Below are 13,541 nucleotides of genomic sequence, written 5' to 3'. Positions count from 1 at the left end.
TGTAGGGCCGGCAGGGCCGGGTAGGGCCGGCAGGGCCGGGTAGGGCCGGCAGGGCCGGGTAGGGCCGGCAGGGCCGGGTAGGGCCGGCAGGGCCGGGTAGGGCCGGCAGGGCCGGGCGGTTTTAGGCTTGGGTGCGGGACTGGGCGAAGGTTGCGAAGGCGTTCAGGGACTCGGGGTTCGCCAGCGCACCCTTGGCCGCGGCGCGGTCGACCGGGACACCGGTGAGGATTTTCTTGACCGGGACTTCCAGCTTCTTCGCCGACAGGGTGCGGGGCACTGCGCGTACCTGGTGGATCTCGTCGGGCACGTGCCGGGGCGAGAGGGCGGTACGCAGCTCGCGGCTGATCTTTGCGCGCAGCGCGTCGTCCAACTGCAGACCCTCGGCCAGCACCACGAAGAGCAGCAGCTCGCCGGCGCCGCCCTCGTCGTCCTCCAGGTGCACGACGACCGAGTCGACCACCTCGTCGAGCCCTTCGACCACCGAGTAGAACTCGGCGGTGCCCAGCCGCACCCCGCCCCGGTTGAGGGTGGCGTCGGAGCGGCCGGTGATTACGCAGCCGCCCCGCTCGTTGATGGTGATCCAGTCGCCGTGCCGCCAGACGCCCGGGTAGACGTCAAAGTACGCCTCGGAGTAGCGGGTGCCGTCCGGGTCGTTCCAGAAGCCCACCGGCATGCTCGGCATCGGCTCGGTGATGACCAACTCGCCCAGCTCACCGATCACCGGGGTGCCGTCGGCGGAGCGGGCCTCCACCTTGGCGCCGAGCGCCCGGCAGGCGATCTCACCGGCGTACACCGGCAGCAGCGGTACCCCGCCGACGAAGCCGGTGCACACGTCGGTGCCGCCGGAGAGCGACTGGAGTTGGACCTGGTCGCCGACAGTCTCGTACACCCATCGGAAGCCCTCGACGGGCAGCGGCGCACCGGTGGAGCCGACGCCGCGCAGCGCGGACAGGTCGGCGAAGTCCCGGGGCACCAGGCCGGCCTTGCGGCAGGCCAGCAGGAACGGCGCGGAGGTGCCGAAGTACGTGGTGCCGGTCTCGGCCGCCAGCCGCCACAGCCCACCGAGGTCGGGGTGGCCCGGATTGCCGTCGAAGAGCACGATGGTCGCGCCCACCGCCGGGCCGGAGACCAGGAAGTTCCACATCATCCAGCCGGTGGTGGTGAACCAGAAGAACCGGTCGGCCGGGCCCAGGTCGTGGTGCAGGGCCAGCATCTTCAGGTGCTCCAGCAGGATGCCGCCGTGGCCGTGCACGATCGGCTTCGGCAGCCCGGTGGTGCCCGAGGAGTAGAGCACGTACAGCGGGTGGTCGAACGGCACCGGCGTGAACGTCAACGGCTCGGCGGTGGGCGCGGCCAGGTCGGCCCAGCTCAGCGCGCCCTCCGGCGGGGGGCCAGCCGGGTCCAGGTAGCCGATGCTGACCGTGTGCCGCACTGACGGCAGTGCGGCGCGGATGGCGGCGACCTCGGCGCGCCGGTCCACCGGCTTGTCGCCGTACCGGTAGCCGTCCACGGCGACCAGCACGGTCGGCTCGGTCTGCTGCCAGCGGTCGGTGACGCTGCGGCTACCGAACTCCGGTGCGCAGGACGAGAAGATCGCGCCGAGGCTGGCGGTGGCGAGCAGCAGGACGTACGTCTCGGGAATGTTCGGGGCGTACGCCGCCACTCGGTCACCGGCCGTGACGCCGAGCCGGCGCAGCCCGGCCGACACCCGGCGGACCTGCTCGCGCAGTTCCCCGGCGGTCAGGGTGACCGGCGCGCGGGTCTGCCCGTGCGCGATCACCACCGGGTCGTCGTCGGCGCGCCCCGGCATCCGCAGCACGTTCTCGGCGTAGTTGAGCGTTGCCCCGGGGAACCAGCGGGCTCCGGGCATGCCCCGCTCGGCCAGGGTGGCGGTCGGCGGGGTGTGCGCCACGACCTCGAAGTGGTCCCAGATCGAGCGCCAGAACCCGTCCAGGTCGGTGACCGACCAGCGCCACAGCGCGTCGTAGTCGGCGAAGTCCAACCCACGGTGCTCCCGCAGCCAGCGCAGGTAGCCGCCGATGCGGGACCGATCGAGTACGTCCGCCGGCGGCGTCCACAGCACGTCACCCACTGCTCAACCCTCCCCCTGGCCCGGCACGCCAATGTGTTTGGGCCGTGGCGCCATCTTGCCCTACCTCGAAGCGTCATTCTTCGCAGCGGGTACGGTCACCGACGCGTGCCCGGCCCACACTCCAGCCCAGCCGCCCATGTGGATCAGCTGGCGCGGTGGGCCTGGATGGCGCGGCGGCGGGCGAGACGGTGCGCGCGACGGATCTCGGCCTCCTTGTAGCGACGCTCGTCCTCGGGTGTCTCCGGCAGCACCGGGCGGACCGTGCGCGGCGCGCCGCCGACGTCCACGCCGACGAAGACCAGGTACGCGGTGGCCACCCGGACCGGCGCGTCCTCGGCGGAGTCCCAGCGCTCGGCGACGACCCGGACGCCCACCTCCATCGAGGTCTGGCCGGTCCAGTTGACCTGGGCGTGCGCGTGCACCAGGTCGCCGACCCGGACGGGCTCGGAGAAGACGATCTCGTCGATCGCCGCGGTCACCGCTGTGCCGCCGCTGTGCCGGGCAGCAGCGGCGCCCGCCACGTCATCGACGAACTTCATCAGAACCCCGCCGTGCACGGTGCCATGGAGGTTCACGTCGACGGCGGTCATGATCTTGCTCAGGGTGACCCGCGAGTACGAGGTCGGCTTGCCCGTCGGAGCGTCGGAGAGGTGCTCGGTCATGCCGGAAACGGTACGGTGCGCGGATGCGACATCTCTGGAGCTTCCTCGCCGGGCTGGTGGTGGCACCCATCACCTGGGTGCTCGTCACACTGGGGCAGGACGGGTCGAGCCGGACGGTCGACCGCTGGGTGGAGATCGGCACATTCAACACGGCCAACCTGATCGAGCCGGCCGTGTACCTCGGTGTCGGCGGGGTCCTGCTGGGCCTGCTCGGCACACTGCGCTTCTCGCCGGCCGGCCCGCTGGTCGCCGGGCTGCTGCTGGCCACCCCGTACGTCGGGATGTTCGTGGCGCCGTTCGAGGTGCGCGACGCCATCCCGCAGGGGTGGAAGGTCTTCGGTGACCCACTGCCGCTGCAACTGCCGGTGGAGAACGGCACGCTCTTCCTGATCGGCCTGCTGCTGCTGATGGCGACGTTCAGCGGGCAGCGCTGGCGGCCCTGGCCGCAGGCGGCGACCGCACCGGCCACGGTGACGGCACCGGCGGACGGCCCGCGCAACGACGACTTCACCCTGACCGACTGGCCGGCGCCCGAGTCCGCGGAGCGCGACACCGCCCCGCTGACCCTGGGTTACCCGGCCGATCCGACACCGACCGAACCACTGCCCCGTCGGGTGGGCGGCGAGTCACCGTGGTCCGCCCCGCCGCGCGGCCAACCGCGCCCCGAGGACACCACCGAGATCCGCTGATCATCGGGCGGGCCGGTCACCCGGCCCGCCCGACCAACCCGCCGTCCGCGCTAGTGCAGGCCGACGGCCAGGTCCGGGTCGACCGTCTCGTTGAGGGCGGCGCGGGGCACGACCAGGAGCATGACCGCCAGCGCCGCGGCCATGCCACCCGCGATGACGACCGCCATCGGTACGGCTCCGGTGCCGAACAGACCCGCCAGGGGCGCCGAGAACGCGCCGATGCCGAACTGCACGGCACCGAGCAGCGCCGCAGCCGTTCCGGCGGCCTCGCTGTGCCGGCTCATCGCCAGCGCGGGGGCGTTCGGCATGGCCAGGCCCGTCGCGGCCAGCACCAGCCACAGGATCGCGAGCAGGGCACCCAGGCCACCGAAGCCGGTCGCCGCGACCACGATCAGCAGCACGCCGAATGCCGTTCCGGCGATCAGGGCGCTGGCCAGGATCTGCTGCGGCGTGAACCAGCGCAGCAACCGCACGTTGAACTGGGTGGCCGCGATCAGGCCGACCGCACCCGCACCGAAGGCGATGCCGAACTCCTGCTCGTCGAGGCCGTACTGCTCCTGCAACACGAAGGACGACCCCGAGACGTACGCGAACAGGGCGGCCATCGCCAGCCCCGCGACCAGCACCAGACCGACGAAGGCCCGATCGTTGAGCAGCCGCCGGTAGTCGCGCAGGGTCGCTCCCACCCCGCCGCGGCGGCGACGAGCGGTGGGAAGGGTCTCCGGCAGCCGCAGCGCGGCGACGATGATCAGCAGCACGCCGAGCACCGCCAACGCCGCGAAGACGCCCCGCCAGTCGGTCCAGCCCAGCATGGCGCTGCCCAGCGTCGGCGCGAGGATCGGCGCGATCCCCATCACCAGCATCAGCCGGGAGAAGATCCGGGCGAAGGAGGAGCCGCTGAACAGGTCGCGCACGATGGCCGTGGCGACCACGGCGGAGGCGGCGACGCCGAGCCCCTGCAGGACGCGCAGCACGCCGAGCACGGCGATGTCGGGTGCGAAGACGCACAGCACGGAGGCCACGATGTGCAGGACCAACCCGGCCAGCAGGGGCTTGCGCCGGCCGATCACGTCGGAGAGCGGCCCGAGCAGCAACTGGCCCAGCGCGAGGCCGACCAGCGTGCCGGTCAGCGTCAACTGGACAGCGGTCTCGGTGGTCTCCAGGCCGGACGTGATGGCGGGCAACGCCGGCAGGTACATGTCGATGGTCAGCGGGCCGATCGCGACCAACGCGCCGAGCACCAGGACGAGCTGCGCCCGCTGGCGATTGGTCATCAGGTCACCCGGCAGGACTTCTTGCTCGGCGGCGGTCTTCTCCACCAACTGCTTCATCATCTCGATCTCTCTGCGGGTGTTCGTACGTCGTGGTGCATGCCCGACGGTGGGCTGCGAGGGGACGAGGCAGGGCGGTGGTGGCGGGTGGGTGTCCTGTGAGTCTGCCTATCCAGCAACGTCGCGGGCCCGTCCGCCATCGCGACTGTGCGCGGATTCACGCGCAGACGCCGGCTGCCCCACCGCCGGGTGGCGATGGGGCAGCCGGGTTCGATCAGGTGACGGTCAGACCGTGTCGGCCAGCAGCTGACGCGCCATGACGATGCGCTGCACCTGGTTGGTGCCTTCGTAGATCTGGGTGATCTTGGCGTCCCGCATCATCCGCTCCACCGGGTAGTCGCGGGTGTAGCCGTAGCCACCGAGCAACTGCACCGCGTCGGTGGTGATCTCCATGGCCGCGTCCGAGGCGAAGCACTTGGCCGCCGCGCCGAAGTAGGTCAGGTCGGCGTCGCCCCGCTCGGACCTGCCGGCGGCGGCGTACGTGAGCTGCCGGGCCGCCTCCAGCTTCATGCCCATGTCGGCGAGCATGAACTGGATGCCCTGGAACTCGGCGACCGCCTTGCCGAACTGCCGGCGCTCGGCCACGTACCCCTTGGCGTAGTCGAGCGCGCCCTGCGCGATCCCGACGGCCTGCGCGGCGATGGTGACCCGGGTGTGGTCCAGGGTCTTCATGGCGGTCGCGAAGCCGGTGCCCTCGGCGCCGATCATCCGGTCGGCGGGGATCCGCACGTTGTCCAGGTAGACCTCGCGGGTGGGCGAGCCCTTGATGCCGAGCTTCTTCTCCGGCGCGCCGAAGCTCACCCCGGGGTCGGACTTCTCGACCACGAAGGCCGAGATGCCCCGGGAGCGTGCAGCCGGGTCGGTGACGGCGAAGACGGTGTAGAACTCGGACACCCCGGCGTTGGTGATCCAGCGCTTCACGCCGTTGAGCACCCAGTGATCCCCGTCACGCACCGCGCGGGTGGTCATCGACGCGGCGTCGCTGCCCGCCTCGGGCTCGGAGAGGCAGTACGAGAACATCGCCTCGCCGGCGGCGACCGGGGTCAGGTAGCGGCGCTTGATCTCCTCGGAACCCGACAGCAGCAGCGGCATCGTGCCGAGTTTGTTGACCGCCGGGATGAGCGAGGACGACGCGCAGGCGCGTGCCACCTCCTCGATCACGATCGCCGTGGCCAGGGCATCCGCGCCCGCCCCGCCGTACTCCTCCGGGATGTGCGGCGCGTGGAAGTCGGCGGCCCGCAGCGCGTCGTAGGACGCCTTGGGAAACTCCCCGGTCTCGTCCGCCTCCGCGGCGTGCGGAGCCACCTTGGCGGCACAGACGTCGCGTACGGCTTCCCGGATCGCCTCGTGCTCGTCGGGCAACCGGTAGGCGTCGAAGGACTCCCCTGCGGCCATGTCGACCCTCCCTTTCACCGCTATCATGCGCAGTCTGTGACTTCCCCTGACCGCCGACCGCGCAGACTGAAGGATAGCGACTGCAGTTCAGGTGATGTTACCGGCGCGTAGGTACGGGCATGACGGAGCACCCACGCCGCCGGACGATGATGGAATACAAACAGTTGAGCCACCCCTCCGGTGCCCGCCAGGCGCCGTAGCAGAACGCGACGCGACGACGCGCCGCCAGCGCGAGTGGAGAAGACAGGCGTGACGATCCCCTACCCCACCATCCAGCCGAGCCCCGCCATCGCCGCGGTGACACCGCCGTCGGGCGCGCCTCGGCCGCGGGTGACCTTCCTGGGGACCGGCTACCTCGGTGCGACCTACGCCATCTGCTACGCGGAGCTCGGGTACGAGGTGCTCGGGTACGACGTCGACGCGGACAAGATCGCCAAACTCAACGCCGGTGCGGTGCCGATCCACGAGCCCGGCCTGGACGAGCTGCTCAAGCGCAACCTGGCCGCCGGCCGGCTGCGGTTCAGCACCGACATCGCCGAGACCGCCGAGTTCGGCGACGTGCACTTCATCTGCGTCGGCACCCCCCAGCGGGCCGACGGGATGGGCGCCGACCTGTCGTACGTCGAGGCGTCGGTGACCAGCCTGGCGCAGCACCTGACCCGCAAGGCGCTGATCGTCGGCAAGTCCACCGTGCCGGTGGGCACCGCCGAGTGGGTGGAGCAGCTCGTCGGCAAGCACACCCCCGACAACCTGGGCGTCGAGGTGGCGTGGAGCCCCGAGTTCCTCCAGGAGGGCTTCGCCGTCGACGACGTGCTGCGCCCCAACCGGATCGTGGTCGGCGTCAAGAGCGAGTGGGCCAACGGCATGCTCTACGCCGCGCACAAGGGCGTCTTCGACCTGGCCGCCACCGAGGACCGCGAGGTGCCCCTGGTGGTCACCGACTTCGCCACCGCCGAGCTGGTCAAGGTCGCCGCGAACGCCTTCCTCGCCACGAAGATCTCCTTCATCAACGCGATGGCCGAGGTCTGCGAGGCCTCCGGCGGGGACGTCACCCAGCTGGCCCGGGCAATCGGGTACGACCCTCGGATCGGCAACCGGTTCCTCCAGTCGGGCCTCGGCTTCGGCGGCGCGTGCCTGCCCAAGGACATCCGCGCCTTCCAGGCCCGCGCGCAGGAGTTGGGTGCCGGCGAGGCGCTGCGCTTCCTGCACGAGGTCGACCTGATCAACCTGCGCCGCCGTACCCGCGTGCTCCAGCTCGCGGCGGACCTGCTCGGTCGCCGCTCCGGCCCGGCCGGTCCGGATTTCTCCGGCACCCGCATCGCCGTGCTGGGCGCCACCTTCAAGCCCAACACCGACGACGTCCGCGACGCCCCGGCGCTCGCCGTCGCCGCGCTGCTGCAGAAGGCCGGCGCCGACGTGCACGTGTACGACCCGCAGGGCACCGAGAACGCCCGCCGTGCGGTTCCGGAGCTGACCTACGAGACCGGCATCAACGAGGCGGTCACCGGCGCTGACCTGGTCTGCGTCCTCACCGAGTGGGCGGACTTCCGCAACGCCGACCCGGTCGCCCTGGGCGAACTGGTCGCCGGCCGCAAGGTCGTCGACGGGCGCAACTGCCTCGACTCGGCGCTGTGGGCCCAGGCCGGCTGGGAGTACCGGGGCATGGGCCGCCCCTGACGGTCCCCACCCATCGGCCGGTCGCGGAGCACCCCTCCGGCGGCCGGCCGATGACGTTGTTTGCCCCGGACCCGCCGACAAGAGTCGAAATCCGCGCCAGCTTTGGGCATGCTGCGACAGTGGGAGTCCACAGTGCGGGTGGAGGGGTGTCGTGGCGACCTTTCAATGCTCCTCGTGCGGCCGGGAGATCAAGCCGGCCGTCCGCTGCCCGCACTGCGGTGCCGACCAGCCACAGTGGTCCGAGCACCTGGCCAACATCGAGCGCTCGATCGCGGAGATGAAGGCGCGCGACGCCGCCATCGCCCGCGAGCAGCGGCAGATCGCCGCCAAGATGCAGGCCGCCCTCTTCCAGCGGGACATCCTCGCCCACGCCGGGGAGGAACGACTCAAGCAGGCCACGCGCCCTCGCCGGGTGCTGCGCCGCCGCCCCGGTCGCCGCCCGCCGACGGCCACCACTGGCGCCCCGCCGCGGGTCCCCCGCCAGGGCACCCCAGCCGCGCCGGAGGACCCGCCACCGCCGCCTCCCCCGCCGACCTGGCTGGACGCCGACGACCCGGAGCACCCCCCGGAGGCGTCCTCCCGGGAGGTGCAGAACATCCCCCTCGGCCTGGGTGCATTGCTGCTCGGCGTGGCCGCCGTGGTCTTCGCCGCAGTGGCGACCAGCTCGATGGACGCGCTGGCCCGCCTCGGTGTCCTGCTGCTCGCCACCGTGCTGATGCTGCTCGCCCCACCGGCGCTGGCCCGGCGTGGGCTCACCTCGACCGCGGAGACGATCGCCGCGGTGGGTCTGCTGCTCGTGCCACTGGCCGGGTACGCCCTCTGGGCGGTGGACCGGATCGGCGACGGCGGCACCTCCGGCGCGATCTTCGCCGGTCTGATCTTCACCGGCACCGCCGCCGTTTCGGTCGGGTACGCCGCGTGGACCGGTCTGCGGGCACCCCGCTTCGCCACCGTGCTCGCCGCACAGCCGGTGCTGCCGCTGCTCGCGTACGACTGGCTCACGGGGCCGGGTGGCTGGGCCCTGGTGGTGACCCTGGTCGCCCTCCTCGACCTCTGGCTGGCCCGCTCCGGGCTGATGGTGGAGCGGCCCGTCCGGCAGGACCTGCCGGAGCCGAGCACCCCGGCCCCGCCCCGCCAACGCGACGCGGAGGGCCGGCCGGAGGGCGACCCGGAGGAGGCCGGCGAACTGATCGACGCCGGCGTGGGGACCGCCCAACCCTCGCCGGCCCGTCCGGTGCCCGGGGTGCGCGAGCTGACCTGGTCGCTGCACGCGGTGGCGGTCGCCGTCGCCCTGGCGTACGCGGTCACGGCCCTGCTCCGGGCGCAGACCGTGCCGACGGCGACCAGCGCGGGGCTGGTGCTGGTGCTGGCCGCGGCGGTCGGGTTGGCCGGCGCGCTGGTGCTGCGCCGCCCACCGCTGCCCGACGTCGGGGCCGGCATCCTCACCCTGGCCGTGATCGGCGCCCTCGGCCGGATCGCCTCCGTGGCCCTGCCCGGCCAGTCGTTGCTGCTGATCGCCGCGGTCATCACGGTGACCGGGCTGGCGGTACGCGCGGTCCCCGAGGCCGCCCGGCGTGGCCCGCAGGTCGCGTCGGCGGTCGCGCTGACCGTCAGCGGGATAGTGGTCGCCGGGGGCGCGCTGCGCGCCGGCGTCGCCCCGGTCCGGGCGGCGCTGCCCGCGTGGGGCGCCGACCTCGACGGGTACGCGGCCGAACTGGCCGCCGCCGTCGGCCCGAACACCTGGCAACTCGCCGCCGCCGCGTTCCTGCTCACCATCGCCGCGGTGCTGGCACTGCCACCGGACATCCGCCGTGAGTTCGCCGTCGCGGGAGCCGCGCTGACCGCGCTCGCCGTACCGGCCTCGTTCGGCCTCGGCTGGGCGGCGGCACCCTGGCCGATGGTGCTCACCGCGATCGGCATCGGGGTGATCGGCCTCTCCGCGCGGACCTCCCGGGCCGCGTTGGCACACGCCGTCGGCGCCGCCGTGGTGGGCCTCTTCGGCGTCGGGGCGGGCCTGTCCAGACCAGCGCTCACGGCTGCCGTCCTGCTCACCATCTTCGCGGCGACCGCGCTGGTCGCGCTGGCCCCCCGCGTCCGGATCGCGTCCGCCGCCGCCGACACGGTCACCGACTGGGCCGCCGGTGGCGCCGCGTTCGCGCTGCCCGGCGCGGTGGCCGCGTTCGTGGCCGCCACCGCATCCGTCGACCCGACGCCCAACTCGGCCAGCCTCCGCGAGGTGACCGTCCCGGTGCTGGCGGCGAGCTTCCTGGCGGTCTGCGTGACCCTCGGGTACGCCGCCATGGTGCAGGTCTCCCAGCGGCGCATCCCGGCGCCCCTGTCGGTCGGCACCGGGCTGGGCGCGCTGGTGGTCACCGCCGCCGCCTTCGGAGCCCCGGGGGCGACCGTCGCCGACGCCTGGGTCGGCGCGCTCCTGTTGGTCGCCGCGGTGCTGCTCTACCTGGCGCCCTCGATCGACGCCGGCCGCCGATCCGACCTCACCCTGGACGGCTCCGACCTGGCCGCCGCGGCGGTCACCACCGCGCTGATCGCCACGATGGTCCGCATCGGCGCGGTCCTCGCCCCCGGCGGGCAACTGGCGGTGGCCGCCGGCCTCGTGCTGGTGGTCGCCGTGGGTGCCCGTGCCATGCCCGAGGAGTGGCGGCGCGGGCCGATCCTCGGCATCACCGTCGGCGGCGTACTCATCGGTGTGCTCGCCGGTTGGTCGGCGCTGCGCGGCGGGGTGGGCGTGCTGGCCACGCCCGGCCCGATCTGGGACGGCGACCTGAGCGGTTGGCCGGCCGCGCCGACCGGCGGGTCGACCTGGCAGGCCCCGATCGCGCTGCTGTTGCTGGCCGTCGCCGCCGGCATCCTGCTGCCGCCACCCTGGCGGTGGGACGTGTCCGGCGCGGCCGTCGTGCTCGCCACGATCGGTGCCCCGGCCGCGTTCGACCTGCCCTGGTGGTCGCCGGTGCTGATCGGCGGCATGGTCGCCACCGTGTTCGGGATGGCCTCGGTGGCCACCGAGGAGGCCCGCGCCGGGCTGTCCCGGGCCACCGTCGCCGGGGTGGTCGCGCTGCACGCGGCCGGCGCCGGCCTGGTCCGCCCGTGGACCACCGCGTTGGCGCTGGGCAGCATCGCGCTGATCGGCGTGGTCGTGGCCGCGGTGGCCCGCGTACTGGCCGGGCCGCAGGTGACCGACCTGGAGTCCGAGGGGATGCCACCGCACCTGGCCCAGATCGGCGGTGCGGCCGCCGGGGCCGCGCTGCTGGCCCTGCCCGGCGCGGTGGCGGCGCTGGCCGTCGAGTTCCAGCACTCGGCGCAGGTGGTGCTGACCGCCGCGCTGGCCGCGTCCAGCCTCGGTCTCGCGGCCGTGGCCGCCGTTCGCCGGCACGTGCCGCAGTATTTGCCCTGGGTCAGCGTGGCAGTGGTCGGTGGTGCCACCATCAGCGCCCTCGCCGCCATCCCCACCGGCCTCCCCGCCGGGGTCTACGCGGCCGCCGCCGCCCTGCTCGGCGTCCTCGCCGAACTGGTCCGGGCGGCGACCGCGCCGCCCACCGACTCGGCCCAGCCGGTCCGGCGGTGGGCCGTGCTCCTCGACGGTGCGCTGCGACGGTTGCCGGACGACCCGGAACGGCGGCAGTGGCGGGTCAGCCCGTCCGCCGGCGCCCTCGCCGCAGCCGCCCTGCCGACCGTCCTGGCACTCGTGTCGATCGGGCCCGCCCTGTACACCGCCCTCGTCGAGCCGCACCGCACGTTGACCCGGATCTGGCAGGGCCCGCCCCCAGAGCTGCTCACCCCACCGTCAGACGTGGTCAACCCGACCCACGTGCTTACCGCTCTGCTGCTCACCGCGACCGCCGCGCTGGCCGCCACAGGGTTCAGCGGCGGGCGGCGGTCCCGTGCCGTGCCGGTGGTGCTGCCCGGCGCGGCCGTCACACTGCTGATCGCACCCATCGCGCTGGGCCGGGGCTGGCCCGCGAGCACCGTCGCCGCGCTCGCCGTCTTCACCATCGCGATACTCGGCCTCGCGCTGACCCCACCGCCCGCGCTCGTCGAGCCGGCCCGTTCGCTGCGGCTGGCCCGGGTGCTGGTGTTCGTCATCGGGCTGGCCGGCGGCAGCGCCGGGCTCGCCGGCAGCCTGGCCGATCGGCAGCTGACCCTGTTCACCCTCGGCAGCGCCGTCGGTGTGGGCGCGGTGGCGGCGCTGTTCGGCATCACACAGCGGGCGCGCATCCTCGGCTGGCTCTTCGCATCGCTGATGGCGCAGCTCTTCGTACTCACCGCCGGCCTGGTCGCCGGGCTGGCCCCGGTCTGGTCCGCGTTCGGCGTCCTCGCCGTCGGCGCGGTCCTCCAGGTGCTCGCCGCGACCCTGCCCCGGCTGCGCCGCCCCGAGGCTCAGCGCGAAGCGTCCACGGTGGAGTGGAGCGGGTACGCGGCGGCACTGATCGCGCTGGCCCTCGCCTTCGACTCGCCCCGCCACATCGCCGCCCTGCTGGCCGCATGGGGCGCGGTCCTCGGCGTGGCGGCCACCCGGCCCGGTCGCCGGCCGGTGGAGCGCCGCATCCTCTTCTGGGCGGTGGTGTTCTGCGAGATCACCGCCTGGTGGATCCTGATGCGCGTCGCCGACGTGGCGCTGCCCGAGGCGTACACGCTGCCCTTCGCCGTTCTGGCCCTGCTGGTCGGGGTGCTGGAGTTGCGCCACCGTCCGGACATGAGCAGTTGGGTGGCGTACGGGCCGGCGCTGGTCGCCGCGTTCGTGCCGACACTGGCGATCGTGCTGGCCACCGACACCAGCACGCTGCGGCAGATGCTGCTGCTACTCGGCGCGGTGGCGGTGCTGATCTTCGGATCGTCCAGCCAGCAGCAGGCACCGGTGATCGTCGGCGCGTCGGTCACCGCGATCACCGCGATCCACGCGCTGTTCAGCTTCGGCCCGTGGCTGGCGCTGATCCCCGTGGGCTTCCTGCTGCTCGTCCTCGGCGCCAGCAACGAACGCCGCCGCCGCGCCCAGGAACGCCTACAGACCGCCCTGCGCTCCATGAGATGAATCTGAGGAACAAGCGGCGTGAGTGAGTGGGCACGGTGAGCGTGCCGGGTCCGCCCGTCCCCTCCCCCGCGATCTTGCACTTCCTGCCCGGACTAAAGGGGCACATCTGCCCCTATCGGTGACCGAAAGTGCAAGATCGCCTGGGGGTGGGGGCGGTTACAGGGTTTCTTGGAGGGCGGCGTCCTTGGTTTTGATGAGCTGGTCCAGGTTCTGCTGGTAGGTCGTCATTCGGGCGCGCAGGGGCTCGTCGCTGGCACCGAGGATTCGTACGGCCAGCAAACCGGCGTTGCGGGCGTTGCCGATCGACACGGTGGCGACCGGGATGCCCGCCGGCATCTGCACGATGGACAGCAGCGAATCCATGCCGTCGAGGTGCTTCAACGGCACCGGCACGCCGATCACCGGCAGCGGCGTCACCGAGGCCACCATGCCCGGCAGGGCGGCTGCCCCGCCCGCACCCGCGATGATCACCTTGAGGCCCCGGTCGGCGGCGTCCTGGCCGTACTCGATCATCGCGACCGGGGTCCGGTGCGCCGAGATCACCCGGACCTCGTACGACACACCGAATTCGTCCAGCACCTCGGCCGCGGCCCGCATGGTCGGCCAGTCCGAGTCACTGCCCATGATCAGCCCGACCGTGCTCACACC

At 73.1% G+C, this 13,541-nt stretch carries 8 protein-coding genes; 3 read left to right on the top strand and 5 right to left on the bottom strand.

The window, feature by feature from the left end; genetic code table 11:
* Positions 1-121: 121 nt before the first annotated feature.
* Together ABZ780_RS08750 and ABZ780_RS08745 are read right to left on the bottom strand one after the other, a co-directional pair.
* A complete protein-coding gene (locus ABZ780_RS08750; protein WP_357485298.1) occupies positions 122-2,092 on the bottom strand; it encodes an acetoacetate--CoA ligase in 1,971 nt (656 codons plus the stop codon).
* 143 nt (positions 2,093-2,235) lie between these two features.
* On the bottom strand, positions 2,236-2,754 hold the full coding sequence (locus tag ABZ780_RS08745; RefSeq protein WP_357008877.1) for a hotdog domain-containing protein: 519 nt from the start codon (positions 2,752-2,754) through the stop codon (positions 2,236-2,238).
* 23 nt (positions 2,755-2,777) lie between these two features.
* Between ABZ780_RS08745 and ABZ780_RS08740 the strand changes: the two genes are divergently transcribed.
* A complete protein-coding gene (locus ABZ780_RS08740; protein WP_357008880.1) occupies positions 2,778-3,443 on the top strand; it encodes a hypothetical protein in 666 nt (221 codons plus the stop codon).
* Positions 3,444-3,493: 50 nt separating this feature from the next.
* Here the strand turns inward: ABZ780_RS08740 and ABZ780_RS08735 are convergent, their stop codons facing one another.
* Both ABZ780_RS08735 and ABZ780_RS08730 read right to left on the bottom strand, forming a co-directional pair.
* Positions 3,494-4,777 (bottom strand): multidrug effflux MFS transporter, encoded by a 1,284-nt coding sequence (locus tag ABZ780_RS08735; protein WP_357485297.1) that lies wholly within the window; start codon positions 4,775-4,777, stop codon positions 3,494-3,496.
* A 222-nt stretch (positions 4,778-4,999) separates the two neighbouring features.
* The gene (locus ABZ780_RS08730) at positions 5,000-6,169 is read right to left on the bottom strand and encodes an acyl-CoA dehydrogenase family protein (protein WP_357485295.1); all 1,170 of its coding nucleotides are present in this window, start codon (positions 6,167-6,169) and stop codon (positions 5,000-5,002) included.
* Positions 6,170-6,418: 249 nt separating this feature from the next.
* On the opposite strand from ABZ780_RS08730, the gene ABZ780_RS08725 reads away from it, so the two are divergent.
* Positions 6,419-7,846 (top strand): UDP-glucose/GDP-mannose dehydrogenase family protein, encoded by a 1,428-nt coding sequence (locus ABZ780_RS08725; RefSeq protein ID WP_357008886.1) that lies wholly within the window; start codon positions 6,419-6,421, stop codon positions 7,844-7,846.
* A 151-nt stretch (positions 7,847-7,997) separates the two neighbouring features.
* The gene (locus tag ABZ780_RS08720) at positions 7,998-12,893 is read left to right on the top strand and encodes a permease (protein ID WP_357485293.1); all 4,896 of its coding nucleotides are present in this window, start codon (positions 7,998-8,000) and stop codon (positions 12,891-12,893) included.
* A 156-nt stretch (positions 12,894-13,049) separates the two neighbouring features.
* Here ABZ780_RS08720 and purE read toward each other — a convergent pair whose 3' ends face one another.
* Positions 13,050-13,538 carry a 5-(carboxyamino)imidazole ribonucleotide mutase gene (gene purE / locus ABZ780_RS08715; protein ID WP_357009548.1) on the bottom strand — a complete coding sequence of 163 codons (489 nt, stop codon included), beginning with the start codon at positions 13,536-13,538 and terminating at the stop codon, positions 13,050-13,052.
* Positions 13,539-13,541: the final 3 nt, after the last annotated feature.

The sequence above is a fragment of the Micromonospora sp. NPDC047467 genome (genome assembly GCF_040643095.1).
In the GTDB taxonomy this organism is placed as follows: domain Bacteria; phylum Actinomycetota; class Actinomycetes; order Mycobacteriales; family Micromonosporaceae; genus Micromonospora.
This window is presented reverse-complemented; position numbering and strand designations above follow the sequence as displayed.

What these genes read in the sequence shown, in the direction of transcription:
- ABZ780_RS08745 (WP_357008877.1), bottom strand. Translation starts at nt 2,754, where the DNA reads ATGACCGAGCACCTCTCCGACGCTCCGACGGGCAAGCCGACCTCGTAC.
- ABZ780_RS08740 (WP_357008880.1), top strand. Translation starts at nt 2,778, where the DNA reads ATGCGACATCTCTGGAGCTTCCTCGCCGGGCTGGTGGTGGCACCCATC.
- ABZ780_RS08735 (WP_357485297.1), bottom strand. Translation starts at nt 4,777, where the DNA reads ATGATGAAGCAGTTGGTGGAGAAGACCGCCGCCGAGCAAGAAGTCCTG.
- ABZ780_RS08730 (WP_357485295.1), bottom strand. Translation starts at nt 6,169, where the DNA reads ATGGCCGCAGGGGAGTCCTTCGACGCCTACCGGTTGCCCGACGAGCAC.